At 53.0% G+C, this 24,548-nt stretch carries 25 protein-coding genes and 1 riboswitch; of the genes, 6 read left to right on the top strand and 19 right to left on the bottom strand.

Going from position 1 to position 24,548, the window contains the following annotated elements:
* Positions 1–12 precede the first annotated feature (12 nt).
* Positions 13–552 (bottom strand): DUF2569 domain-containing protein, encoded by a 540-nt coding sequence (locus AK95_RS25075; RefSeq protein ID WP_071222643.1) that lies wholly within the window; start codon positions 550–552, stop codon positions 13–15.
* A 163-nt stretch (positions 553–715) separates the two neighbouring features.
* Here AK95_RS25075 and AK95_RS25070 point away from each other — a divergent pair, with 163 nt between their 5' ends.
* The gene (locus tag AK95_RS25070) at positions 716–1,804 is read left to right on the top strand and encodes a M24 family metallopeptidase (RefSeq protein ID WP_071222642.1); all 1,089 of its coding nucleotides are present in this window, start codon (positions 716–718) and stop codon (positions 1,802–1,804) included.
* 130 nt (positions 1,805–1,934) lie between these two features.
* On the opposite strand, the gene AK95_RS25065 is transcribed toward AK95_RS25070, so the two are convergent.
* From AK95_RS25065 to AK95_RS25015, 11 genes are all read right to left on the bottom strand, one after another.
* Positions 1,935–3,329 carry an L-cystine transporter gene (locus tag AK95_RS25065; protein WP_071222641.1) on the bottom strand — a complete coding sequence of 465 codons (1,395 nt, stop codon included), beginning with the start codon at positions 3,327–3,329 and terminating at the stop codon, positions 1,935–1,937.
* A gap of 212 nt (positions 3,330–3,541) precedes the next feature.
* Complete coding sequence (gene cobS, locus AK95_RS25060) at positions 3,542–4,363, bottom strand: adenosylcobinamide-GDP ribazoletransferase (protein ID WP_071222640.1); 822 nt, start codon at positions 4,361–4,363, stop codon at positions 3,542–3,544.
* The gene (gene cobU / locus AK95_RS25055; protein WP_071222639.1) at positions 4,360–4,938 is read right to left on the bottom strand and encodes a bifunctional adenosylcobinamide kinase/adenosylcobinamide-phosphate guanylyltransferase; all 579 of its coding nucleotides are present in this window, start codon (positions 4,936–4,938) and stop codon (positions 4,360–4,362) included. The genes cobS and cobU overlap by 4 nt, the downstream gene beginning before the upstream one ends.
* Positions 4,935–6,005 carry a nicotinate-nucleotide--dimethylbenzimidazole phosphoribosyltransferase gene (cobT, locus tag AK95_RS25050; protein ID WP_083397726.1) on the bottom strand — a complete coding sequence of 357 codons (1,071 nt, stop codon included), beginning with the start codon at positions 6,003–6,005 and terminating at the stop codon, positions 4,935–4,937. Before cobT ends, cobU begins: the two co-directional genes overlap by 4 nt.
* 67 nt (positions 6,006–6,072) lie before the next feature.
* Entirely contained in the window at positions 6,073–6,858 is a 786-nt protein-coding gene (locus tag AK95_RS25045; RefSeq protein WP_071222638.1) for an ABC transporter ATP-binding protein, read from the bottom strand.
* Positions 6,855–7,901, bottom strand: coding sequence for a FecCD family ABC transporter permease (locus AK95_RS25040; RefSeq protein WP_071222637.1), 1,047 nt, complete (start codon positions 7,899–7,901; stop codon positions 6,855–6,857). The genes AK95_RS25045 and AK95_RS25040 overlap by 4 nt, the downstream gene beginning before the upstream one ends.
* Complete coding sequence (locus tag AK95_RS25035; RefSeq protein WP_071222636.1) at positions 7,898–8,902, bottom strand: ABC transporter substrate-binding protein; 1,005 nt, start codon at positions 8,900–8,902, stop codon at positions 7,898–7,900. The genes AK95_RS25040 and AK95_RS25035 overlap by 4 nt, the downstream gene beginning before the upstream one ends.
* Before the next feature lie 257 nt (positions 8,903–9,159).
* Positions 9,160–9,363, bottom strand: a riboswitch (cobalamin riboswitch).
* Between the two features lie 152 nt (positions 9,364–9,515).
* Entirely contained in the window at positions 9,516–10,358 is an 843-nt protein-coding gene (locus tag AK95_RS25030; protein ID WP_071222635.1) for a histidine phosphatase family protein, read from the bottom strand.
* Positions 10,349–11,326, bottom strand: coding sequence for an adenosylcobinamide-phosphate synthase CbiB (gene cbiB, locus AK95_RS25025; RefSeq protein ID WP_071222634.1), 978 nt, complete (start codon positions 11,324–11,326; stop codon positions 10,349–10,351). Before cbiB ends, AK95_RS25030 begins: the two co-directional genes overlap by 10 nt.
* Positions 11,323–12,057, bottom strand: coding sequence for an adenosylcobinamide amidohydrolase (locus AK95_RS25020; protein WP_071222633.1), 735 nt, complete (start codon positions 12,055–12,057; stop codon positions 11,323–11,325). Before AK95_RS25020 ends, cbiB begins: the two co-directional genes overlap by 4 nt.
* An 82-nt stretch (positions 12,058–12,139) precedes the next feature.
* Entirely contained in the window at positions 12,140–13,264 is a 1,125-nt protein-coding gene (locus AK95_RS25015) for a pyridoxal phosphate-dependent aminotransferase (protein ID WP_071222632.1), read from the bottom strand.
* A 174-nt stretch (positions 13,265–13,438) separates the two neighbouring features.
* Here AK95_RS25015 and lplA point away from each other — a divergent pair, with 174 nt between their 5' ends.
* On the top strand, positions 13,439–14,440 hold the full coding sequence (gene lplA / locus AK95_RS25010) for a lipoate--protein ligase (RefSeq protein WP_071222631.1): 1,002 nt from the start codon (positions 13,439–13,441) through the stop codon (positions 14,438–14,440).
* A gap of 84 nt (positions 14,441–14,524) precedes the next feature.
* Here lplA and AK95_RS25005 read toward each other — a convergent pair whose 3' ends face one another.
* Positions 14,525–15,238, bottom strand: coding sequence for a metal-dependent hydrolase (locus AK95_RS25005; protein WP_071222630.1), 714 nt, complete (start codon positions 15,236–15,238; stop codon positions 14,525–14,527).
* A 287-nt stretch (positions 15,239–15,525) separates the two neighbouring features.
* Between AK95_RS25005 and AK95_RS25000 the strand changes: the two genes are divergently transcribed.
* A complete protein-coding gene (locus tag AK95_RS25000; RefSeq protein ID WP_071222629.1) occupies positions 15,526–16,428 on the top strand; it encodes a DMT family transporter in 903 nt (300 codons plus the stop codon).
* A gap of 38 nt (positions 16,429–16,466) precedes the next feature.
* Positions 16,467–17,273 carry a Cof-type HAD-IIB family hydrolase gene (locus AK95_RS24995; RefSeq protein ID WP_071222628.1) on the top strand — a complete coding sequence of 269 codons (807 nt, stop codon included), beginning with the start codon at positions 16,467–16,469 and terminating at the stop codon, positions 17,271–17,273.
* 135 nt (positions 17,274–17,408) lie between these two features.
* Here AK95_RS24995 and AK95_RS24990 read toward each other — a convergent pair whose 3' ends face one another.
* A complete protein-coding gene (locus AK95_RS24990; RefSeq protein ID WP_071222627.1) occupies positions 17,409–18,170 on the bottom strand; it encodes a TioE family transcriptional regulator in 762 nt (253 codons plus the stop codon).
* 219 nt (positions 18,171–18,389) lie between these two features.
* Between AK95_RS24990 and AK95_RS24985 the strand changes: the two genes are divergently transcribed.
* Positions 18,390–18,800 (top strand): GNAT family protein, encoded by a 411-nt coding sequence (locus AK95_RS24985; protein WP_071222626.1) that lies wholly within the window; start codon positions 18,390–18,392, stop codon positions 18,798–18,800.
* A gap of 109 nt (positions 18,801–18,909) precedes the next feature.
* Here AK95_RS24985 and AK95_RS24980 read toward each other — a convergent pair whose 3' ends face one another.
* The 4 genes from AK95_RS24980 to AK95_RS24965 form a co-directional block, all read right to left on the bottom strand.
* The gene (locus AK95_RS24980) at positions 18,910–19,689 is read right to left on the bottom strand and encodes an MBL fold metallo-hydrolase (RefSeq protein WP_071222625.1); all 780 of its coding nucleotides are present in this window, start codon (positions 19,687–19,689) and stop codon (positions 18,910–18,912) included.
* A gap of 144 nt (positions 19,690–19,833) precedes the next feature.
* Complete coding sequence (locus AK95_RS24975) at positions 19,834–20,070, bottom strand: hypothetical protein (RefSeq protein WP_071222624.1); 237 nt, start codon at positions 20,068–20,070, stop codon at positions 19,834–19,836.
* Positions 20,067–21,095 carry a TIR domain-containing protein gene (locus tag AK95_RS24970; RefSeq protein WP_071222623.1) on the bottom strand — a complete coding sequence of 343 codons (1,029 nt, stop codon included), beginning with the start codon at positions 21,093–21,095 and terminating at the stop codon, positions 20,067–20,069. The genes AK95_RS24975 and AK95_RS24970 overlap by 4 nt, the downstream gene beginning before the upstream one ends.
* 112 nt (positions 21,096–21,207) lie before the next feature.
* Positions 21,208–22,494 (bottom strand): serpin family protein, encoded by a 1,287-nt coding sequence (locus AK95_RS24965; RefSeq protein ID WP_071222622.1) that lies wholly within the window; start codon positions 22,492–22,494, stop codon positions 21,208–21,210.
* Between the two features lie 189 nt (positions 22,495–22,683).
* Between AK95_RS24965 and AK95_RS24960 the strand changes: the two genes are divergently transcribed.
* Complete coding sequence (locus AK95_RS24960; protein WP_071222621.1) at positions 22,684–23,250, top strand: GNAT family N-acetyltransferase; 567 nt, start codon at positions 22,684–22,686, stop codon at positions 23,248–23,250.
* A 220-nt stretch (positions 23,251–23,470) separates the two neighbouring features.
* On the opposite strand, the gene AK95_RS24955 is transcribed toward AK95_RS24960, so the two are convergent.
* Positions 23,471–24,529: a sulfate ABC transporter substrate-binding protein gene (locus AK95_RS24955; protein WP_071222620.1), complete on the bottom strand. Its 1,059-nt coding sequence runs from the start codon at positions 24,527–24,529 to the stop codon at positions 23,471–23,473.
* Between the last annotated feature and the right edge of the window lie 19 nt (positions 24,530–24,548).

The following is a 24,548-nucleotide window of genomic DNA, read 5'->3' as shown; positions in this document are numbered from 1 at the left end:
TTTCAAGCGGCATTAATTCACGAAGGTGTTTCGCACACGCTTGGAGCGAATGAAATACGGGATCCAGATACAGGCGTACAGAATGGACCGGGTAACTTCACGCATGAATGTCCCATCATCCCCCTGAGCCAGGATTTCGATTTGGCTGACTGCGACATAGTCCACTATGCCGGTCAGCAGACTAAATAAAATATAACCGATCATCAATTTGGGAAACGCCCTTTTTTTGCGATAGAGCAAAAATAAAGCAAAGACTAATGCAATAATAAACAACACATTAACTACGGTCTCAAAAAGGATTAGCTGGACAAGCGATTGATTATAAGCAGCCGATCTTTTATCGGTAATCATACTCCATATCTCCGGCTCGAACACCGGGAAAATATGATTAAACAGCAGGTATATGATCGTGATCAATGAAAAATACATAGAAATCTGGACTAATACAAGCCATCCGCCAAGCCCTTCCACTTTAAGTTTTATAAGATGTTTGGGCGTCTGGCCCTGCGGTGATGAACCAGGATTGTTCTCCTGAACTTGATTCGGATCCATTCGAGTGTAATTCCCCCTATATATTATGTAATTTTTAACTCCAAAACATTATATAGGAAGATCAAGCTCATAATAAAGGAACACTTTACTTACGTGATTGAACGCGATAACCTAACATTAATAGCGTGAGAACCGTCTTCTGATGATGAAAGGAATGAACAGAATGAACGAACGATTGCAAAGTTTGCTACAATCCATGAATACACAGGGCTGGGATCATGTCCTTGTGACAGACCCCAAGCATGTTTACTATTTGACCGGATTTGCGAGTGATCCCCATGAGCGTTTCCTGGGCCTGCTCCTCTCCTCTGCGAATGATCCGGTGCTGATTGTCCCCGCATTGGATGCCGACGCGGCAGCGGCCGCTTCAACGGTTAAGCATATTGTCACGCACCAGGATACCGATAATCCGTATCTCTTGCTCAAGCAGCAGTTTCAAGGTGCAGTCGGTACGCTGGCGCTAGAGAAGGATCAGCTTACGGTCTCCCGTTATGAGCAGCTGCAGCAGCATCTGAACGCGAGCCGGGTCGAGGATGTTGGCGCTGTGCTCCGGGAGCTCCGCATTCGAAAGTCGGCCGATGAAGTGAAGATCATCAAACATGCAGTAAGACTAATTGAGGATGTTCTGACGCAAGGCCTGGCCCAGATCAAAATCGGCGTCAGCGAGATTGAGGTTGTGGCAGAGCTGGAATACTTAATGAAAAAAATGGGTGCCGATGCTCCGTCCTTCGCCACAATGGTATTATCCGGCCCTAATACCGCCTTGCCTCACGGTGTTCCCGGTACGCGCCGGATCGAAGCAGGCGATTTGCTCATGTTCGATATGGGAGTTTATGCGGGTGGTTATGCGTCGGATATTACCCGTACCTTTGCCGTAGGCGAGCTGAAGCCTGAAGCCGTCAACATCTATGAGACGGTTCTCGCAGCGAACCTGGCCGGCATTCAGGCCGTAAAACCCGGCGTAACCTATGGCTCGATTGACCAAGCCGCTCGCAAAGTGATTGACGACGCAGGGTACGGCCATGCTTTTGTACATCGCTTGGGGCACGGGCTTGGCATGGATGTTCATGAATATCCGTCCATCCACGGTTTGAACCAGGACATTTTACAGTCCGGGGCGGTATTCACGATCGAGCCCGGCATTTATCTGCAAGGCGTAGGCGGCGTGCGGATCGAGGACGATGTGATCGTAACCGAGGATGGCGTCGAGGTGCTGACCTCCTTCCCGAAAGAACTGACTCGCATCGGATAATTCCATTTTCAGTATGATAAAAAAAGCCCGGATACCGTTTTATTTACGGTATTCGGGCTTTCTCTATGTACCAGAAGAGCCATCCTCCGGCAGAAACAATGCCTCCAAGATGGCTCCCATGGTTACGTTCTTATGCCTGAACCATATCCAGTTCAATGTTGTCGTCGTTATACACGTCTTTATCCACTTCATTCATGACTTTCCCGGTAATCACACCCGCTGTCATGGAGTCATTCACGTTCAGTGCCGTCCGTCCCATATCGATCAGCGGCTCGACGGAAATCAACAGGCCCGCCAAGGCAACCGGCAGGTTCATCGTAGAGAGCACGATGAGCGAGGCGAAGGTAGCCCCGCCTCCGACACCCGCCACGCCGAAGGAACTGATCATAACGACCACAATCAGGGTAAGGATGAACGACCATGAGGTCGGGTCCACGCCGGCTGTCGGCGCAATCATGACGGCCAGCATGGCAGGATAAATGCCCGCGCAGCCGTTCTGCCCAATCGTGGCGCCAAACGATGCCGAGAGATTCGCGATGCCTTCCGAGACACCCAGCTTTTTGTTCTGGGTCTGCACGTTAAGCGGAATCGTAGCCGCGCTGGAACGCGACGTAAAGGCGAAGGTCAGCGTCGGGAATACCTTTTTCACATATTTAAGCGGGTTGAACCCGAATATCGCCAGCAGTACCAGATGGATAATGAACATGGCGATCAAGGCCACGTACGAAGCAAGGACGAAATCGATCAAATTCATGATGACCGCAAGGTCGGTCGTGGCAATCGTTTTGGCCATAAGCGCCAGAATCCCGTAAGGGGTCAGACGAAGCACCAGCGTCACGATGCGCATGACCACGCCATACACCGCAGAAATCATATTGCGGAACGTTTCCGCCTGCTCCTTGTTTTTTCGGTCTAACCCGAGAACCGCGATCCCGATGAATGCCGAGAAAATAACGACCGCAATCGTCGAAGTTCTTCGTGCCCCCGTCATGTCGGCAAACGGATTGCTCGGAATGAAATCCAGGATCTGCTGCGGGAGCGTACGGCCCTCAACATCCCCGAGCCGTTCTTGCAGCAGTGCACCCTGCTGCTCCTCCGCAGCACCGCCTTGGATATTGACGGCGGACAAATCGAACGCCAGCGCGGTTGTAATCCCGACTGCAGCGGCTACGGCTGTCGTCAGAAGCAGCACCGTGATGATAAGTCCGCTCATTTTGCCCAGATTCTTTCCGCCCTTCAGCTTCATGATAGCCGATATGATTGACACCATGATCAGCGGAATGACCATCATTTGCAGCAGCCTGACGTAGCCGTATCCTATCAAATTAAACCAATCGGTGGATTTCACCACCACATCGGAGGTCGAAGTGTAGATGAGCTGCAGTGCCACTCCGAACAACACACCCAGTCCGAGTCCGGCAAACACGCGTTTGGTAAACGAGATATGCTTTCTCTGCATCCAGTACAGAATACCGACCAGCAGAATCAGAACAAGGACATTGATGATAACCCAAAGCGTTTCCATCCTAATGATTCCTCCCATTCTTTAAATAAGGATATATGTGCTCCATCCTCATGTCATAAGTGCGCTAGTATGTATTCATATCCATTACAGCCCACTCTAAACATATCATTACCCGATTGAGAAAATTCCTGTCAAAATCGTTAGTTTCCCATCGATGCGGATTATGTCGACTATGTTTATCGGATTACCACTGATATCACCCTACTATCATATCATGTAAACTTCAAAAGGAGAACCACAAATATTAACAAAACCGTTTCAATCAGTTCATTGAGCGCTCCATATGTATCCCCCGTCAGTCCTCCAAGTCTTCGGCTCATCCGTTCAGCCGTTAAACTTCCAGCTGCCCAGGCTATGAACGGAATGACAAGGATTCCTCCGACTGCAATCGTCCAAAGATTAGTCTCGCCTGCCGTGATCCATAGGAAACCTACATTAACTAGCGTTAAGAGAGCAGCCATTACGCCCGCCAGCGATCTCCTTCCGGCCGTCAATCCGTGAAATAGAGCGGCAAGCCCCTCACTTCCCCGTGCCATCGGCCAGCGATACATCGCATGGACCATAAACCAGCGGCTCCAAACCGGAGCCAGCACCAGCAGCCATGCCTCTTGTTTCCATGCCCCGGCTGACAAATCCCATACAGACATGATCAAGGAAGCCTTCAGAAGGAGCAGCAGCATACACGCCATGACGCCCATCGCACCCACACGGCTATCCTTCATGATTTCAAGCATCCGTTCACGCGACCGATGGCTGAGCAGCGCATCCGCGCTGTCCATCCAGCCATCGAGATGAAGGCCTCCGGTCAGCGCCACCCATACAACCAGCAGGATGACCGCAGCAGGAAGGGAGGGCAGCACATAGCTTAAACCCAGTCCCAATCCGGCAACGATAAAGCCTATGACCGCCCCTACCAAAGGATAAAAAACGACGCTCCGTTGCTGCACTTCCGGAGTAAAAGGAATTTCTCTCCGCACCGGCAGCCTCGATAGAAATTGAAAAGCGGCCGCAGCCGCTTCGATCATCTTGCTCATATGAGATACTCCCTGCTCTTGATTTCCATCGGAATTCCCGCAGTCACCAAAAATACTTCATCGCATATCTGAGCCAGCCTCTGATTCATGATCCCTGCCCAGTCGCGATATATTCGGCCTAGCGGATATTCCGGAACAATACCCGACCCCACTTCATTGGTTACCAAAATGACCATGCCCGGGTAACCCTGGACCGCTCTTGCGAGTCTGCCGATTTGAAGTCCTAACCGTTCTTCCATTGCAGCACTTCCTTCAGGCTCAGCTTGCAGCAGCACGTTCGTAAGCCACAGCGTCAGGCAATCCACTACCACAGCAGGGGCATCCGAGGCGGACTGGCCGAGCGTTTCCAGCAATTCGGGCAGTGCAACAGGCTCCTCCACCGTCTCCCAACGATAGGCTGAATCCTGCCTGCGGTCTTGATGAATCCGGATCCGTTCCCTCATCTCTTCGTCGTAGGCTTGCGCAGTCGCCACGTACGTTCCCGACTCCGATCGCTTCATGCACAGCTTCTCCGCGAATGAGCTCTTTCCGCTTCTGGCCCCGCCTGTTACCAACACGCTTCCACGATGGCTCATACGGCCCCTCCGCTGATTCCAGCGCTCTCAAACGTGGCCATCTCGTTCACGATCCTGCACGCCGCCTCGACCAGATGAAGGCACAGCACCCCGCCCGTCCCCTCGCCAAGACGCATGTCCATTTGCAGCATCGGCTGGAGTCCGAGCTCTTTCAGCAGAAGAACATGCGCCTGCTCATGCGAAACATGAGAGGCAATCATATAGGAGAGAGCGTCCGGGCAGATGCATTTGGCAACCAACGCCGCCGCACTGGATATGAAGCCGTCGATGATAACAGGACAACCGTGAGCAGCCGCACCCAAGATCAGTCCAGCCAACCCGCCGATTTCATATCCTCCAACTTTGGCGAGCACGTCGAGGGGATCATCGGCATGAGGTCTATTAACTTGTATAGCCTGTTCCACCACTCGAATCTTATGCAGCAGCCGTTCATCCGTTACGCCGGTTCCCCTCCCCACGACTTCAGAAGGCTGATAGCCGGACAAAACGGAGAAGATCGCCGCACTCGGTGTCGTGTTCCCAATGCCCATCTCTCCGGTCACGAACATTTGCGTTCCTCGAGATACCAATTCGGCAGCTACCTCTGCACCGGCTACAATGGACTGCAGTGCCGCTTCCTTTGTCATCGCAGGCCCTTTGGCCATATTGGCGGTTCCTCTGCCAACGTTCCGCGACATCAGCTTCTCATGGTTCAACTCGATCGCGACCCCGATGTCCACACAATGAACGTCTGCCCCCGCCTGACGGGCCAGCACATTCACAGCCGCCCCTCCATTCAGGAAGTTCATGACCATCTGGGGCGTTACCTCAGCCGGAAAGGCGCTGATTCCTTCTTCACAGACTCCATGATCACCAGCCATGACAACGACGGATTTTTTGGTGAACGACGGTTTCATATTCCCTGTAATGCCCGCTAATTGGATCGCTAGCGACTCCAGCTTGCCCAGACTGCCCGGAGGCTTCGTCAGCGTATCCAAATAAGCGGCTGTTTCGTTCTGCACCTCGACACTCAGCGGTTTTATGTTAGCAATGTAACGATTTAAACGATTCACGTTGGTATCCGTCAATGAAACGACCTCCTCATATCTTGTTCCTAAATATTGCATCCCCGCCCGGAACATGCGGCAGCATCGGTCAGGACCACGTGCTATTTGCCGTTAACAGCACCTGCGGAGCGCCATTCTCGGGATGGGCCACAATCGAGGGCTCCACCCGGAAGATTTGGCGTATATACGCCGCTGTCAAAACTTCTTTCGGCTTGCCAACCCCCGCGATCTTTCCCTGATCAAGGACCAGCAGCTTATCGCAAAACTGGGCTGCCAGGTTCAGATCATGCAGTACGCTGATCACGGTAATTCCGGACGAGCTCCGCCACTGCGCCACCATATCCATAAACTGAAGCTGATAGCGGATATCCAGATAAGTCGTCGGTTCATCCAGCATCAGCAGCGAGGGTTCCTGGACCATCACCTTACCAAGCGCGACACGCTGACGCTGGCCCCCGCTTAACTCGGTAAGCCGCCGTTCCTCCAGACCGTTCAGATCCAGCTTTCGGATAACGGCCTCAATGAGCGGTGCTGCATCCTTATCTTCACGACCAAGCCAGTTTAGAAAGGGGAATCTCCCCATCTCCAGCACTTCCCGGACCGTAAAATCGGTAGGGTCAAGCCCTTCCTGCTGAAGCACCGCCACGATCCGTGCCAGCGCCTTTCGGGCATAGCGTCCAAGCTCCTTGCCCCGAAGGGTCACGCTTCCTGTCGTGGGACTCTCCACACCGGATAACAGCTGCATGAGGGTGGATTTACCGCTTCCGTTCGGACCGATGATCCCCCACCATTCCCCTTCGGCAATATGAAGGTCCACACCTTCAAGAATCGGCACCTTGCCATAGGCTTTGCCAAGCCCTTGAGCTGTAATCATGATAAACCCTCCCTGCGCCTTTTTTTGTTCCGGTATAGCAAATACGCAAAGAACGGAGCGCCTATGAATGCCGTAACTACACCCAGCGGTATTTCCGTTGGTGCCAGCACGGACCGTGCCGCCGTATCGCACCAGACCATGAACACCGCGCCGCCCAGAGCCGACAGTGGAACAATGACGCGGTAATCAGAGCCGGTGATCAGCCGGATCATATGCGGTACCACAAGTCCCACGAATCCAATCACGCCGGAAACCGACACGGCTGCGGCGGCGAGCAGGGTAGCAACGATGAGCACACTGGTCTTCAGCCGATCCACATTCAAGCCCATATGGGCGGCCTGCCGTTCCCCCAGCGATAAAATATTAAGCGCTCGCGACCTGCTCCATAAGTATATAAAACCTGCGATAAAATACGGGAAAAGGATGGCCGTATACGACCATCCACGCATGCTGAGGCTCCCCATCGTCCAGTACAGGATCTGGTTCACCGTATCTTTGGACATGACCGTCAGGAAGGAAACGACGGCGCCCAGAAACGACTGCATCACCACGCCGGACAGAATGAGCCCGTGGATCGGCAGCTTTCCTTGATCCCTCGCCAGCAGCAGAACGACCCATAAGGTCCCTGCTCCGGTCAGAAACGCTACAAGCGGGAGCGTGTAACCTCCGGCAAAGGAGTATTCCATCCCGAAAAAAATCAGGGATGCTGCGCCAAGCGCAGCACCCGAGGATACACCGAGCGTAAACGGATCCGCCAGCGGATTGCGCAATACCCCTTGAAAGGCGGCTCCGGCGACGGCCAGGGAGGCTCCTACGAGCATCCCCAGCAATATGCGCGGCAATCTCACCTTCATTAAGATTTGCTCGGATGAAGCTTCCCAGCCCGGAACGATGGAATCGCCGATTCCCGGCAGCCGGTGCAGCAGCATCGCCCCAATCTCTCTCACAGGCAGGTGCACGGAGCCGATTCCGAGACTGACAACCAAGGTTAACAGTAATAGGATGATGCCGGCCGCACCGAATCCTGCAAGTTTTTTACTCATGGATTCATCAGTTCCGGATAAACGGCCTTCGCCACTTCAATCAACCCTTGCGTTACACGGGGACCCGGACGGCTTAACAGATTCGCATCCACGGATATGACCTGATCGTTCTTGATGGCTTCGATCTGATCCCAGCCGCCGCGCTCCTTAATCAGCTGATCCAATGTTTTCTTGGTTGCTTCGTCAACGACATCGTCCGTGTACAGAATGACGTCGGGGTTTGCAGCGATAATATTCTCCTCGCTGATTTCGAACCAGCCTTCCGCTTCGCCGGCTGCGTTAACGCCGCCAGCTAAGGTGATGATCTCATCCATAAACTCGCCCTTGCCGACGGTCCATCCTGGAGAGAATTCCACATACACTTTTTTCTTGTCTTCATCCTTCACGGATTTTACGGCATCCGTAACGGTAGTCAATTCCTGCTTCATCTGATCCACGACCGCTTTCGCCTCCGCTTGACGGTCCGTAATTTGCCCGATCAGTTCGATGTTCTCCATCACGGCATCAATGGTTTTCGGATCATTGACGAACAGGGTCACGCCAAGCTCACGCAATTTCTCGGCATTCTCGGCATTCATCGAAGCGGCGAATACCACATCGGCATCGGCTGCAATAATAGCCTCTTCATTTACTTGGAACCCGCCCAATTTCGGCTTGGATTTGGCCGCTTCCGGGTAATCGTCATTATCGGACACGCCCACAATTTCCTCATCCAGGCCCAAAGCGAACAGTTTTTCCGTCTCGGACGGTGTCAGGGATGCAATTTTGACCGGAGCCTTCTCAAACGTCATTTCAACCCCGGTTGAATCCTTAACGGTCAGCGGATACGTCGTTTTAAGCTCTTCGCCCGAATCCGCAGGCGCTTCGTTATTCTGCTCTTCCTGCTGTGCCGGCGGCGTTGTATCCTTCGGCGCCGCTTCTTCGCCTCCACAGCCGATCAAGGCCAGAGCCATCAGTATGGCTACCAGAAGTACGGACCATGTTTTGTTCAATGCTTTCATCTCTTGAAATCCCCCTATACATAATTGAGAACCTGGCGCTGCGAGTTTACATTCCTTCGACCGATCCTTACCGGGAGAAAAAAACATCAATCGTCATACTCCAAAGAAGCAAAAATCCCTGACTCCTCGTAAACAAGGAATCAGGGATTACGTTTTAACATAAGGACATCTGGACCACCGTTCACAGATAGCGCCTTAAACTTCCGCCCACACATGCTGCATGGGTCCGGCAAACGTAATCCTCTCCTCGAAGGACCGTCATTCATTCGCCGAGGGCAGGTCTCCTGACTTGCAGGCTGTAACGACTTCTCCGCCTTCCCAAGCGCTTTTGGCTCAGTGGCATATGGAGAAGTCCCTGCTTCACAGTGGCGGGACCGTGCCGGACTTGCACCGGCTTCCCTATTAACCCGGCAGATGACAATAAATGCCCTCTGTCCGGGACCCTCGCAAATAATATGAATTTATGTATGTTAGGCCAAGCATGGTTTCTCTGCCCAAGATTATAGGCGATAAACCTCCCTCTTACAACCGAAAGTTTCGGTCATTTCAAATGCCTTATGATACGGATTTATCCCGTTATCGCCCATTCCGCACCGATATCATACGATTTCGTTTAATCGCTTAACCGTACGCCTAGCCAGCGTTCTCCATCCCAAGTCAATTGCAACTGGAGCTCCTCCCCCGGCGACACCTGCGTCTCCCAGAATTCCGTATGCGGAAGGGCTGCTGCCGCGATCTGCCGGATGACGCCCCCATGGGTGATCACAAGCACATCAAGCTCCGCCCTCTGTGCTCTAAGGACATAACTAACTGGCATTGCCTCTGCCTCTGCCTCTGCCTCTGCCTCTGCCTCTGCCTCTGCCTCTGCCTCTGCCTCTGCCTCTGCCTCTGCCTCTGCCTCTGCCTCTGCCTCTGCCTCTGCCTCTGCCTCTGCCTCTGCCTCTGCCTGCACAAGGGTATCCGGATCTTCCTCTACATGCAACAGTTCCTTTAAATCCAAATACATTCCGGTCAAGAATGTCTGAATCCGGGAACGGAACGCCTCCCAGCTCTCCCCATTCGGCGGCGTAACTTCTGCGGGGTTATCAATCCAGTGCCGATAGGAGATATCCGATTTCAAATCCTCGTAGGTTTTCCCTTCCCAATCTCCGAAATCGAGCTCGCGCAGCCGCGGATCATACACCACTCCCGGTATAATCCTGCCCAAAACTTCACCATCAGGAATAGCAGCCATTTTGGAGTCCGATAGGATAACATTCAGCGTCTGTCTGCATCGAAGGAGATCGCTGCAATAGATCCGGACAAAGTGCCTGGTAAAAAACCTATCCCGCAGCGGGAGGAGCTGTTCCCTTCCCTCAACCAGGATTCCCTGATCCTCGTGGCCGAGATAACGGCGTTCCTCGTTCCACAACGTGCGGCCGTGACGGACCAGATGCAGGGTGATCCTCATAACCATAGGCTTCCTCCGGCTGCGGCAACAAGTCCAAGCACCAGGGTACCCAGCAACGTAAACAATACCGATACGCCCAGCAGCAGACGGTTTGTCACCCGAATATGCTCCGCTTCAAGCGGGCGTTCGGGATCCCCCATATAAGCCCGGAACGAGATCACGCCTTGATAGGAGTTTTCTCCCCCGAGACGAACCCCCAGCGCACCGGCAACGGCCGATTCCGGGAAGCCGCTGTTCGGACTGGGGTGCTTTCGCGCATCTCTTCTGACCATTTTGATCGCTTTTTTCCATTGCAGCGACAACATGGCAGCCACCATGGCCAACAGTCCTGCCGTCAGACGCGCCGGTATCCAATTGGCGATATCGTCCAGTCTTGCGGATGCCCAGCCGATATGCTGGTATTTGTCGTTTTTATATCCGACCATGGAGTCGAGCGTATTCACGGCCCGGTAGGCCATCGCCAGCGGCGCTCCCCCGATCAGGGCAAAAAACAGCGGAGCGATGACCGCATCCACGATATTCTCCGCAACCGTCTCCACCGTTCCCCGCACGATCTCCGGCTCATCCAGATGACCGGTGTCTCTTCCGACCACCATGCTGAGCGAGCGCCTGGCCTCCGCGATATTCCCGGAGCGAAGATGGCCGTAGACCTCCAATCCGGCTTCACGCAGCCCCTTGATGGCAATCGTAGTCGCAATAAGCACGATCTCTACTCCCCACGCTAGCCAAGGATGAATCGCCCCGCACAGCTCCAGCAGCAGCCATGCCAGTACGAAGGAGCCGCCGGCCACGATCACCGGCAGCAGAATGCCCGCTCGCTTCAGGCTCTGAGCGGTAGTCGCCCGTTGGCGTATCCAGCCTTCAACCCGGCGGATGGCTTTCCCCATGCCGATGACAGGATGGGGAAGCCATCTCGGATCTCCGATCAGCAGGTCCAGTACGACCGCTGCCCAAATGACCCACACGACGGTCATATCCGGTCCTCCCTTTCGGTGATAATGCTTTCCGTAACACTCTCGTAGACAAGACGGCCGATCATGCCGCCCAGATCGGTTGCGGTTCCGGCATAATGGTGGTTAACGCCATACGCTGCATTGCCGCTGACCCCAAGGACCATCGCGTCCGTTGTCGTTCCGGTCGCAACGCCTCCAGTCTCATGATCCTTCACGCCAAGATCATGCAGCGCAGCGGCTTTCGCTTCCGTTGCCGTCAGCATCGCGTTCACCATGCAAGCCGGCGTCATCATCCCGTCCACCATCAGCATGATATTAATCGTGCCCGGCTGGTAGGCCGCAAAGGTCGTACGGCTCGACCCGGCGCGGGCTGCATTGCCCACGCCGGCGGTGGTGCAGCACAGGATGGAAGACTGTTCACTCCGCTCTTCCCGGATGGCAGCATACTTCAGTTTCACCGCTGTCATCAATCCAGTTGTAGATTCAGCCGGATAACCGTGAACAGCCATAAAGTTAACCATATCGTTCACAGGGTCGCTGCAATCGTAATGCTTGTCCACATAACGGTTTACGATATGATCCAATAGCACGAATCCGCCGCCGTATATGGCGCTGCTTATGGACGCAGCCGGCTCCGGAAGCGAGATCCGGATATGCGGATGCTGCCGCTCCGATTCCAAGGACACTGTGGCTCCCGGCCATGCGTCCGAGTTATACGGACGCGTGTTGCCTTTCAGAAAAGGTACTGCCATGTTTTTTTCTCTCCCTGCTCCTTAAATATCTGAACCAACTGTACCTGTAGCGTTCTTCATATAGCTCTGCTGCTAGACATCCCTATGTCACGCCAGCAGAAGGATTTCCAAGGACCTCCGCGGTTATGGCCAGCAGCCTGTCATTAGCTCCGGCATCCTTAACGGCTAGCCGAATATGACGCTCACCAAGGCCCGGGTACATGGCGCAGCTTCGGACAAGCACGCCGCATCTGCCCATCTCCGACTGAAACCTCCCGGCACTCCATGGCCGCGGAAGCTCCATGAGTAAAAAATTGGCCTCCCCCGGCGTAACGTCAAGCTCCATCGCTAGTAACCCCCGTATCAGCTTCTCGCGCTCTGCGCGAATCAATTGCAGCGTAGCCAGTTCATATTCCCTGCCGCTGCCAAGACAAGCCTCTCCCGCAAGCAGCGCCACTCCATTGACACTCCACGTCACCTGTTTGCCTGCCATCTTGCGTATCACGTCGGGATGCGCGACCGTGTATCCGAGCCGCAGGCCCGGAATCGCATAAAACTTGGTCATTGACCGGACAATGATCGTCCGCGGATAGTCCTGCAGCTCCGGCATCAAGGTCTGTCTGTCCTTCGGCGGAATGAAATCGATGAAGGCTTCATCCAGCACCAGCCAGGTCCCTTCTTGCTCTGCGCATACCGCTATTTCACGGATATCCTCCAGGCTGTATTGAACCCCGTTCGGATTGTTGGGCTGGCCCAAAAACACGAGATCCGTGCGAGCCAACAGCTCCATCACATCCGCCTTGTCTGCTCTCCAGTCCCTTTCCGGATGTCCGCACACGGAGCGGATATCCGAACCAAATTTTAAGGACAATTCCCGGTATTCGGAAAAACACGGGTCAACCACGCCCACAGTCCTTGGCGTAAGGCCCATCAACAACAGCGCCATGCACTCTGCCGCCCCGTTGCCGACAAGGATTCGCTTGGGATCGGTGTCTAACTCCGCTGCGAGCAGCTTCTTGAACCTGCGGTGTCCCGGATCCGGATAACGAATGACCGCACTCATTCCCTCTTGCAAGGCCGTAATAACCCCTTGCGGCGGTCCGAGCGGGTTAATATTGGCGCTGTAATCCAGGAAAGCCGAGGCTTGCCTTCCGAATGCAGCAGCAGCCGTCTCCACGTCTCCTCCGTGGCCATACACCTCGATCAAGGGTTGTTTTTTGTCATTCATAAGGGCTCCTCCTGTTCCATGTCCTGGCTCTTGCAAGCCCTGCCGTTATGTAATGCCATCATTATGTCGCTACCGTCCCTGCCTCGTCAACATGGAATGCTTTGTCTCTGTCTTAAAATTGGTTTACAATAGTCTGGAAGCACCACATTTTGATTTGTGACGACGGAGGATACTATGCTATTTATCGATAATCAGGGGATCCACGATCCTTCCATTAACCTAGCGATTGAAGAATATGCCTTGAAGCACTTGTCCATGGACGAGAGCTACCTTCTCTTTTATATCAACAAGCCTTCCATTATTATCGGAAAGCATCAGAATACGATCGAAGAGATCAACCAGGAATACGTTCGTGACAACAACATTCAGGTTGTGCGCCGGCTGTCCGGGGGCGGTGCCGTATACCATGATCTCGGCAACCTGAATTTCAGCTTCATTACGAAGGATGACGGACAGTCCTTCCACAACTTCCTGAAGTTCACGCAGCCGGTTATCGACTTCTTGCAAAAGATGGGCGTGCCCGCCGAGCTGACCGGCCGGAATGACCTGCAGGTCGGCGAGAAGAAAATTTCGGGGAACGCGCAGTTCTCGACGCGGGGACGCATGTTCAGCCACGGCACGCTCATGTTTGACCTGAACCTGGATGATGTCCAAGCCTCGCTGAATGCCAATCCGGAAAAATTCAAATCCAAGAGCACCAAATCCGTCCGCAGCCGCGTGGCCAACATCAAGGAGCTGCTTGGCTCGGATATGACGATTGAACAGTTCCGCGCCGAGCTGCTTCGCTCGATTTTCGGGATGGAGCCGGATCAAGTACCGCAATATGTCCTTCAAGAGAAGGACTGGGAGATGATCAACCAGATCTCGAAGGAACGCTACCAGAACTGGGATTGGAACTATGGGCTATCCCCTGAAAGCAATGTGAAGCATGCCAAGAAGTTCCCGGTGGGCATTATCGATATCCGAATGGACATCCGTGAAGGACATATCGGAGAGATCAAGATTTACGGCGACTTCTTCGGCGTCGGCGATGTTGCTGATATCGAGAACCTGCTCCGCGGCAAACGGTATGAAGAAACAGCGGTGCGCACCGCGTTATCCGGCATCGACGTCAAGTTTTACTTCGGCAACCTTGAGCTCGACGATCTGATCGGCTTGATTTTCCTTGAGGAATAGAGCCGGCTCGTATTAAATAAGCCTCCCGCCCGTATGCTGCACAAGGGTGGGAGGCTTTTTCATTTCAAACAGGTATACCTCGGATCAAGAGGAGGCCATAAACACATACCAAACGAGGACCAGCGTTAACACAATGCAGGCATTCTCTACCGTACGTCCCCATTTGCTTCCGGTGCTCATGATTTTCAGTTTAATTCTCCATTTGAAAGGAGGAAGCGGGCGAATTCCGCGATTGGTCAATGCATCTGCAAGCAAATGAATGGAGTAGGATAAACCGCCGGCAAACCATAGGCTTTCCCCGCCGATCTTACCCTGCGATGCAAAATACAATAGGCCCGTCCATCCGGCAGCGGCATAGACGGTATGTGTTAACCCCCGGTGGGTCACCAAGGAGCCTGCAATAAGCACGCTGCCTGCGATCGTGTTCCATGGGCTGAAGCCCTGCCCGAAGGATATCAGTCCGAGACCGATCAGGAACATGACGATATGGCGCAGGGTCCGGCTTGGCAGGTACGAAACCACCCCGATCAGTCCGGCCAGGGCGATGTTCCAGGGGGCATACTCCTTGCCGTAGAAGACAACAAAGATGGCTGCGCCGATCATGGCCAGCTGCAGGATTCGCAGCAACCCGGAAGGAATCGCCTTGCGCACCAGCAGAGAGTTGGGCTCGTCAATATCGGGAAGCAGCGCGCTAACCAAAGCCACTGCGGCAGCCGGCAATGTGACAGGCACTCCGCTCATGCCCATGACGGATAACGTGACCCCTGTGCTAATAATCAAATGAGCTCTGCCCATCATGATGACAATCTTCCTTTCTAAGCTCAATGCTGACTAAGGGATCGATGGATCGCTTGCCGACCTTCACGTCCGATAGCCCAGGGTCATGAGAATGTACGTTCGGTTCATTAGTATAGCAAAATCATCCTCTTTTTGTCTACCCCTTCCACTTGGGTTAGGCCTAAAAATGGTTGTCCGATTCTCTGATATGGGATACAATTTGATCACTTGCCCAAGGTTACGACCGGGGACGAATGTACGGGAATCTCATCAGGAGTTTCACATCTTCAAGAAAGGATGACTACCGAGTGAATCGCTCACGAATTGCCGATCTCAGCCTGCTTCTGGTGGCCATGATGTGGGGATCTACGTTCCTCATCGTTCAGCATGCGGTCCGCGTGCTCCCGCCGATGGCTTTCAATTCGGTCCGCTTTCTGGGAGCGGCCCTGCTCCTTGCATGGATCATCACCCTCTTTTACCGGAGCCAGTGGAAGCTAATATCCGGCAAAATGCTGCTGCATGCTTGCCTGCTGGGTCTTTTTTTATTTATAGGGTACGCCTTTCAAACCGCGGGCCTTCTGTACACCACCACGTCCAATACAGGCTTTATTACCGGCTTGTCCGTCGTGCTGGTCCCTTTCATATCCTATGTACTGCTAAGGCACTCCATCTCCAAATTCACCTGGATCAGCGCCTTGCTTGCGGTGGCAGGGCTGTATCTGCTTACCTTCACCGGATCCGGCATGAGCCTGAATAAAGGGGATTTGCTGGTGCTCGTTTGCGCCATCGGTTTTGCGCTCCATATCGGTTACACGGGCGTTTATGCCGGCCGATATCCCTCTTTGCTGCTCGCGGCGCTCCAGATGGCTGTCGTGGGGATATTGAGCTTAGCGGCATCTGCGCTAACCGAGCATGTCGGCAATGTGACCGACCTGATAGGGAAGCTGACCCAGCCGAACGTGCTGTGGGCGCTGGCTGTATCCATCGGACCTACCAGCGCATTCGCCTTCTGGATCCAAACCGTCTGTCAAAAATATACGGCGCCGTCCAGAGTGGCCATCATCTATGCAACGGAGCCGGTATTCGCCGCGCTGACCGGAATCCTGTTCGCGGGAGAGCGGCTTACGCTCATCGGCGGCATCGGTTGTCTATGCATTTTGGCAGGAATGATGATTGCGGAATTGAAGTCTGCGCCACAGAAGGTACAATAGAGTTAAAGACAGAGACAGAAACAAAAGGAGAGATACCCATGACAACTTACAAATTGATGGCCATCGACATTGACGATACCCTGATCAATGACGACAAGGAAGTAACCCCCGGCGTCCAGCAGGCGCTTGAGCAAGCCGTAGCCCACGGTGTCGTTGTGACACTGGCAACCGGGCGTGCCTATGCGTCCGCTCAAGCTATTGCGCGTCAAACCGGACTCAACGTTCCCATAATCACCTACCAGGGCGCCCTGATTAAAAATCTGCTCGACGAGAAGGTTCTCTACGAACGCTTCGTACCCGTCGATGCAGCCGTGAAGCTGTATGAATACTGCGTAGAGCACAATCTCCATCTGCAAACCTACATCGATGACAAGCTGTATGCCCGTGAAGAGAATCAGAAGCTGATCGATTACTGCGCCCTGAACCGGACGCCGTATTACATCGAGCCTGATTTTATGAAAATGGTTCAGCAACCGACCCCGAAAATGCTCATCATTGACGATCCGGACTATCTGGATGAACTGATCCCTGTATTCCGTGAGCTGCTGGGCGATGACATGCACATTACCAAATCCAAACCGCATTTTCTGGAGTTCATGCATAAGGAAGGCACGAAGGGACATGCGCTCACCTTCCTGGCCGATCATTTCGGCTGCGATCTCAAGGAAACCATCGCTGTCGGCGATTCCTGGAACGATCACGAGATGCTGGAAGCCGCCGGTCTTGGCGTCGCCATGGGCAATGCGATCGAGCCGCTTAAGGCGATTGCCGATTACGTTACGCTTGGGAATAACGAAGACGGCGTGAAACATGTCATTGATAAATTCGTGCTCAACCAAGGTTAATATCCGGAACAAATAAATCTGCGCAAATAAGCCTCCATGGTATCCATGGGGGCTTGTTCATGTCCATAAAAAACGCAGCCAGTGCGTTCCCTACCCGGTCACCTGGGATGGCGCAAAGCCGTCAATGCCTGTCCGTCATTCCCGATCCGGGTTAAATGTTAGAATCGGCTTCAAAAGCGCCGCATCGTTGAACTCCAGCAGGCCTACCTCCATGCAGAGCTCCATCAATTTATGAATGCCGTTGTATTGCTGCAGATTCCGTTGATGGATGACGGACAACGCTTCGCGGACCATTTTTTGGGCCTGCTCAATGCTCTGATGCTCCACGGCTTGAATAATCTCCTTGATGCTCTCCAAGTAATATACGGTCCGCCTGAGCGAGCGGATCAGCAAAATCTGCCTGACTTGCGACGGGGTGTACAGCCGATATCCATTCTCGGGGTTTCGATCCGGGGTGATCAAGCCTTCCTTCTCCCAGTGACGGATGGCGGACGATTCCACGTTGGTCAGTTCGGCGACCTCGCCGATTGTCATATGGGGTTTGAGCTTTTTATCCTTGATGATGTTAAGTTCGGGATTCTCCAGCAAGGCTAGCGTTTCATCCGCAATATTTTTTTCCTGCAGCAGTTTGACCTGCTCCCCATTCACGAGCCAGAGGGCTTCATCCATCTCCCTCTTCTGAATGTGGCGAATCACATCATAAGTAACCGCGTAACCAAAGCCCGGAAACATGGCGCGCAGACAACGGAAGTAGGCCATATGCATTTGCGTGTATAAACGGTAGCCCTTCTCGTTCCGGGCAGGAGGGGGTACCACTCCCCAAGATTCATAATGCCTTAAAGCACTCGTGCTGATTTGCAGCTCTTTGGCGATATCTTTCGGCTTGTAGTAATGCATGCCCTTCCCTCCCCAATCACGATTGAGAACCTACTTTACCAGAATCGCAAGCCATTGGCAAACCTTAAATTAAAACATTAAAGTGCTCTGAGAATGTCTGTTGGATGATGTCCTCGGCTTGGTTGGATCCGCTGCAAGACATCTTCTCACTTGCATCAATGTTGTATATTGAGTGGTGTAGAGGCAAGATAAACTTAATATTATCCGCGGGAGGCGATTATGATGAACGTGAACATAACCGAGGAGTTTCCACAGAATCAAGAATACATGGATCTAAAAGCAGTTACAGGGCTGCCTGAGGTTGAGATTTCGGCCATAGCGACGGCGCTAAACCGCAGCGTGCTGTCCCTTCTGGCCAGAGACGACAATGACCGGCTGATCGGGATGGGAAGGGTCGTAGGCGATGGTGCTTTCTATTTTCAACTGGTGGACATTATGGTTGCGGCCTCCCACCTTGATCAAGGGGTTGAAGAGATGATCGTGTCCGAACTGCTCTCCCGCCTGACAAAAATAGCGCCAAGCGGAGCCGAAGTCACCGTCATCACCGACGTGCCCGGAATCAAGCTGTACCAACATGCCGGCTTCAAGCTGCTGTACCCTGATCGATACGGCATGGCCAGGTCATTGTAAGAGAGAGCCCCGGAAGCACTTAAAGCGGCAATCCTGCCGCATTTTCACGCTATAGGTCTCGGCACGGGAGCAACCGAGCCCCACGCATGCCCGGCCTACGCTATATTTTTCATTTACTCAGCTTTATTGTCATCCCTGTCCTCGCCACGCGGACTTCCTCCGGAAGAGGCAGCTCCTTCCGAACGTCGACGTCATGAGACATATGGGTATACACCGTTTGGCGAGGCTTCACCTCGGCGAGCAGCTCTGCCGCTTCCTTCATGTCATAGACGGAGCGCGTCTCAAATTTGGCGGTTTCATGAACAAAGCTGGTTCCGAGGACCAGCAAATCCACGCCATTCAGCGGTTCCTTTTCCGCAGGGCTCAGATTAATCGAGTCGGAATTGTATACCCAGATGTACCCGTCCTTCTGAAACCGGTATGCATAAGAATATCCGTTCTGTCCATGGTTTACCTTCCAGCAGGAAATCTCCCAGCCGCCCAGTGAAAATCCATCATCGACTGGCGTCATCTCCATCTGTCGCGGGAGCCATGGATACTGCCTTACAATCTGCTCCAGCACCTCGGCAGGTGCGTATAACCGTCCCTTTTCCCTCTGCCATCTGCAGGCATCGCTCCATTCCGGCAGGCCGCCGATATGATCAAAATGGGCGTGCGTAATCAGCATATCGCTCATCTTCCGCTTTCCCAGCCCCTCCATCATGGAGCGCCAATCCGGACCGCAGTCGATCATGAAGGACGTTTCATCGCACTCCACCATAACGGCAGAGCGCAAACGCCGATTGATCCCCGTATTCCGGGCTTCCGTGCATACCTCACAATCGCAATATACCCGCGGAACGCCCATGGCATCTCCCGTTCCCAAAAAAGTCAATGTATCCCCGCTCACATGACATCCCCCATTTGTGTTTATAGATTTGTTCTTGTTTGCGTAAACCTTGTCCCTATATTGTATAAGCGCACCAAGAAAAAACAAAGACCGCCCGGATCATCCCGAACGGTCTTTCGTCTTAAACGGTATCATAGCAATTCATTAAGCAAATGAGGGCTTATTATCGTCAACAGCTCCGCTGATGACCTTGACGTATTTCTTATCTACACCTTCCACAGAAGGACCAACATATACACTGTTCTTGCTTGGGCGTCTGACCGAGCGCTTCCGGGATTTCAGCGTACTCATCATCGGTACGGGTCCCCGAACCACCCAGCTGCTGCCATTGGCGGACCCCTGCGGATGACCTGACGTTCTCTTCTTCTCATTCCTGCTCACGACGAATCCCCTCCAACTAAATGCCTGATGGTACGAAGCAGCTCACGATTCTGTTCTACAACCTCCGCGAGATCTTCATCCGTAAGAATCTCATGTCCCGTAAAATGCACGGACAATACATGATTTACACCTAAAGGATAGCAGAACACATACACCTGCGCAACTTCCTCTTCGTGATAAAATGCCCATTTTCCACTATTATAGACATCTATCACGTAAATCGACTGGTTACTTGGCGAATGTTCCTTACTCCCATCGAACGGGAAATACCGTCCTCTACCTACATTACCCCCAATTTGGGCAATGCCTTCATCTCTTCGGCCCCAGAAGGCGGCCCCGGTCACCCTGAAATCCCCTGCAGCTGGCGGGAGCAAGGAATTTCGGACAGCTTCACTCAGTGCATGATATTTTTCCGCTTCATCCGTCACATGCACATTTCGATTATATTCCCAGAAAAAATGCAGCACGCTTTGCTTGCGCCTCAGCTCCGCATCCTTCTGCTCAATCACGGTGCTCGGGTTGTTGTAGAACCCTTCGGTTTCGATCGCGCTCAGAATATGCCCGCAAGCGACATCGACGGCTGATTTGTAATCGTCATCGCTTCGCAATTCGTATTCGAGCAGCGTTATGCCCTGCAGGTCGGAGAGTAGATGGTAATCCTTAACGATCACGTCTTGAACGGAACTGCTGTCTGCCTCCACCTGATCCGGGATGATGCAGTACACCCTTCGCCGCCCGAGCCTTCCCCAATACAGCCCCATCTCGAACAGCGTGTTGTCGCGGGTAACGAATACATGTTTGCCTCGAATGAGTGCCACATCATCCGGAGAAAAGACGAACACACCAAAATCACTGGACGCCAGCTGCTTCTCCAAAGCTTCCATCGTATACATGTTCGCCCCGAACGTTCCGCCGTACCACGGTGTCACTTGGGCGGACCGTTTGAGCTGTTCGTGGATCGCCCTTGCATACTTGATGGCCTCTCTGGAAGAACCTATGAATAAATTCGGCTTCGGTATGGTCATAGGCACATCCTATTCTCCCTTTGTTATACATTTTAGTCTTATTCGACCATTATAACAAAGTTGCCTATTTTTGGGTGAAAATTATGGCAGGCGCATGTTGGTATAGTATATGCTAAGGTTTCAAAACAGACCCCATAAATAACCATGTGCCGGTGTCCCGATCTTCAATGGCAAAGAAAAAAGGGCGGTCAACATTCATGACGATCGGCTCGGTAGGCTCAGCTGCGGTTGTCTCGATCCCGACCGCTGTAATCGCGGCGGCCTCCGTGCCCTTTTCGCTGACATCCACCACCGTTTTGTGTTTTACCTTGTCAATCCAAAATTTCTCTCCATCGGCAGCCATGGCGCTAAAATCAGCTGCATCCCTGTCGAATGCCTGAATCATCCCCAAACTTTGAAGCGCATCCGGGAGCTCGAAGGTCTGTTCCACCTTAAATTTGGGCAGCCCAAGCTGGATGGTCTCATGCGGGAAATCGCCTTTCCAGACGGACGTATCCTTCCACAACTGCTGCTGCAGCTCATCCATGGATGAGGATTCCTTCGGCAGGATGATCAGCATATGCATGCGGCCATCTCCATAAGGAATGCGGATCGCCTGCCAGGACTCCCCTTCTTTGTAACCGTATCGTCCTTCCCGCTTCATCATCGAAATTTTTTGAGTGGTGCCGTCAGAAAGCGTGAATTCTTCATCCACGGTATTCGCCGGATCAAATTCATCCGTCCACCCCCCGTTAAAATAAATGGCATTGATCAGAACCGCAACGCCGCCCGGAGGCTTATCATATATCGAAGGAATCATGCCGCTCGTCTTGTCGTTCACCCACCGATTTATGGCATCCACTGCATCGGCATGCAACAAGTCGGCCTCCTTAACTTCAGCACGATAGCTATCCTTAACGGCCTGCAAATACGTCTTCTTCATCTCAAGGCCTGGCTGGTGCCAAACGGAATTGGCCACATTCAGCACGACGCCTCCCCCGTTCTCCAGCAATGATCGCAGCTGGCGGTTCCCATCGTTGATATCAGCCACATTCATGCCCTTCCATCCAAGTACGTCGGACATCTCGGCGGCCGTACCGCCCGCTGTCCCGTTATAGGCCAGTGCCAAAGCTTGCGTAACGCTGTACGGAGAAATAATCAGATTATCACTTCTGTACTCCGGGTTATTCGATAACGCCTGATGCAATCGTAAGCCAAAATCATTCTGCGCTTCCACCATGCCGGTATTAATCTTGCTCAACACCTCTTTACGTTCCTCAGCCGACAGTTCCTTCACTTTGGGCTGCTTAAGCTTATCTACAATCGCTTGCGGTTCCCCTGACTGGATATCGCTGCCCTGAGCGCAAGCGGTAAGCCCCATAAGTAAACATAGGCCCGAGAGTACCATTCTTTTTCGCATAACCTTGTCCCCCTTCAATCTCAAATTCCTTGTCTATCTGCTATTGACGGAATAATGTCACCTAATGTTTCATATAAAGGATCATTTATCCAAATTCAGTTGGCAACCAACTTGTTCACCGTTACAATGTAGAGAACCCGGACCGTACTTAAGCATGTACAGAATACAGAGCGAAAGGAATTTCTACATATGCAAAAAATTCGCCTTGAAGGCAGCAAAGTGACGCTAAGATCCAGGAAACCCGAGGATACCCCGGTTCTATATAATCTGATCTATGGCAAGAAGAATCCGGAATGGAAAAAATACGACGCTCCTTATTTCCCGCTCAAGCCGATTTCCTACGAAATATTTGAAACGCAGTGGAACGCCGACTTCGAAACCGATCAATTTCCGAGTGATTTGCTCATCGAAGCAGAGGGAAAGACGATTGGCATCGTCACGTTCTATTGGGAGCATGAAGCCTCACGCTGGCTGGAAGCGGGCATCCTGATATACGATCCGAGCCATTGGAGCGGCGGATACGGCACGGAAGCGCTGTCGCTGTGGGTGGAATGCCTGTTTCAAAATCTCACCATCGCTCGTGTCGGCATCACCACCTGGTCCGGCAACCCGAGAATGATGCGCTGCGCGGAGAAGGTTGGCATGCAGCTGGAAGGCCGTATGCGAAAGTGCAGATATTACGAGGGCGTCTACTACGATTCCATTCGCATGGGCATTCTGCGCGAAGAATGGGAAGCGCGGAAAATGCGCGTGTAGGGCAGGATTGTACGGCACAATCCGTATACATGGAAAACTTCAGTACACGAGGCGTTATCCAGATCATTGCTTAATGTTCTATATATACAAATAAGAGCCTGCCAGGAGATCCTGGACGGCTCACTTTCATTCTTTTTTGATTGACGGGTCATTTGCGAAACGCAGTTCAGCACGCGACTGCCCCTCATGAAACCTCAATCGCTCCCGTTTGCCGCGAGCATCATAGACCGGCCAGCACCTGATACCAGACTCCGCGCTTGGAATACAGCGTCTCGCGCACCTGATCCCATCCACCCAGATACTCGATATCGAATAACCCCGGCGGATTGGAAAACTGATCCTTCGTCTGTTCAAACACCGATTCTTCAACTGGACGGAACCCATACTTCACAAATATGCTCTGCGCCTCCGGCGTGCGCAAGTACTCTACGAAAGCTGCCGATACATCCAGCGTGCCGTGTTTTTCAGCGAAACGCTCGACGACTGCAGCCGGATTCTCGATCAGCATCGTGTGCTGCGGCACAACGATATCATACTGGACGCCTTGAGCAATCCGGGCGAGCAGCTCGTTCTCATACGTGACGATTACGTCGCCGACCCCGTATTCAAAAGCAGCCATGGAAGCCCGCCCGCTTTTATCGAGCGATTCCACATTGCGGTGAACCGCTTCAAGGAAGGCTTTCGCTTCGGCAGGGTCACGCTTTCCGTTCTCTTCCGATTGTTTCAGCCCCGCGCCGTAGATTGCGTTAATGTCCCACTGGGCGCCGCCCGATGTCTTCGGATTCGGATACAGCACCTTGACGTCCGATCGGGTCAGATCGTCGAAATCCCGTATTCCTTTCGGATTTCCCTCGCGGGTGCCGAGAACGACTATCGATCGTGTCACCATGCCGTTATACGGCTGAGATTTCCATTCCGGGTCCACAAGCCCTTCCCGAACCAGCTTGTCGACATCCCCTTCCATGGCAAGCAGCGTTACGTCGGCCTCAAATCCGCCCGTGATGGCACGAGCTTGTGTTCCGGAAGCCTCGTAGGATTCCTGAAACCGAATGGTTTCTCCCGTCTGCTTCTTCCACTGCGCTTGAAAAGCAGGGATGATCTCGGACAGGGCATCTCTGGCCACACTGTACGCGCCCAGAACGATCGTTCTCTCTCCCGCTCGGGATATCACTTCTTCGCGATCCGGCGGATCATTGGCGCATCCTGCCATAAAAAAACTGAAGAGAAGCGCCATGCCAACCAGCAGGAATGAGGTGCGTTTCATATTTAAGATCCGCATGAATGAATCCACTTCCCTT

The sequence above is a fragment of the Paenibacillus sp. LC231 genome (genome assembly GCF_001860525.1).
Taxonomy (GTDB): domain Bacteria; phylum Bacillota; class Bacilli; order Paenibacillales; family Paenibacillaceae; genus Paenibacillus_AQ.
This window is presented reverse-complemented; position numbering and strand designations above follow the sequence as displayed.

Bases quoted from the DNA above. Each gene is read 5' to 3' on its own strand.
- AK95_RS25075 (WP_071222643.1), bottom strand. From the start codon at position 552: ATGGATCCGAATCAAGTTCAGGAGAACAATCCTGGTTCATCACCGCAG.
- AK95_RS25070 (WP_071222642.1), top strand. From the start codon at position 716: ATGAACGAACGATTGCAAAGTTTGCTACAATCCATGAATACACAGGGC.
- AK95_RS25065 (WP_071222641.1), bottom strand. From the start codon at position 3,329: ATGGAAACGCTTTGGGTTATCATCAATGTCCTTGTTCTGATTCTGCTG.
- cobS (WP_071222640.1), bottom strand. From the start codon at position 4,363: ATGAGCAAGATGATCGAAGCGGCTGCGGCCGCTTTTCAATTTCTATCG.
- cobU (WP_071222639.1), bottom strand. From the start codon at position 4,938: ATGAGCCATCGTGGAAGCGTGTTGGTAACAGGCGGGGCCAGAAGCGGA.
- AK95_RS25045 (WP_071222638.1), bottom strand. From the start codon at position 6,858: ATGATTACAGCTCAAGGGCTTGGCAAAGCCTATGGCAAGGTGCCGATT.
- AK95_RS25040 (WP_071222637.1), bottom strand. From the start codon at position 7,901: ATGAGTAAAAAACTTGCAGGATTCGGTGCGGCCGGCATCATCCTATTA.
- AK95_RS25035 (WP_071222636.1), bottom strand. From the start codon at position 8,902: ATGAAAGCATTGAACAAAACATGGTCCGTACTTCTGGTAGCCATACTG.
- AK95_RS25030 (WP_071222635.1), bottom strand. From the start codon at position 10,358: ATGGTTATGAGGATCACCCTGCATCTGGTCCGTCACGGCCGCACGTTG.
- cbiB (WP_071222634.1), bottom strand. From the start codon at position 11,326: ATGACCGTCGTGTGGGTCATTTGGGCAGCGGTCGTACTGGACCTGCTG.
- AK95_RS25020 (WP_071222633.1), bottom strand. From the start codon at position 12,057: ATGGCAGTACCTTTTCTGAAAGGCAACACGCGTCCGTATAACTCGGAC.
- AK95_RS25015 (WP_071222632.1), bottom strand. From the start codon at position 13,264: ATGAATGACAAAAAACAACCCTTGATCGAGGTGTATGGCCACGGAGGA.
- lplA (WP_071222631.1), top strand. From the start codon at position 13,439: ATGCTATTTATCGATAATCAGGGGATCCACGATCCTTCCATTAACCTA.
- AK95_RS25005 (WP_071222630.1), bottom strand. From the start codon at position 15,238: ATGATGGGCAGAGCTCATTTGATTATTAGCACAGGGGTCACGTTATCC.
- AK95_RS24995 (WP_071222628.1), top strand. From the start codon at position 16,467: ATGACAACTTACAAATTGATGGCCATCGACATTGACGATACCCTGATC.
- AK95_RS24990 (WP_071222627.1), bottom strand. From the start codon at position 18,170: ATGCATTACTACAAGCCGAAAGATATCGCCAAAGAGCTGCAAATCAGC.
- AK95_RS24985 (WP_071222626.1), top strand. From the start codon at position 18,390: ATGATGAACGTGAACATAACCGAGGAGTTTCCACAGAATCAAGAATAC.
- AK95_RS24970 (WP_071222623.1), bottom strand. From the start codon at position 21,095: ATGACCATACCGAAGCCGAATTTATTCATAGGTTCTTCCAGAGAGGCC.
- AK95_RS24965 (WP_071222622.1), bottom strand. From the start codon at position 22,494: ATGCGAAAAAGAATGGTACTCTCGGGCCTATGTTTACTTATGGGGCTT.
- AK95_RS24960 (WP_071222621.1), top strand. From the start codon at position 22,684: ATGCAAAAAATTCGCCTTGAAGGCAGCAAAGTGACGCTAAGATCCAGG.
- AK95_RS24955 (WP_071222620.1), bottom strand. From the start codon at position 24,529: ATGCGGATCTTAAATATGAAACGCACCTCATTCCTGCTGGTTGGCATG.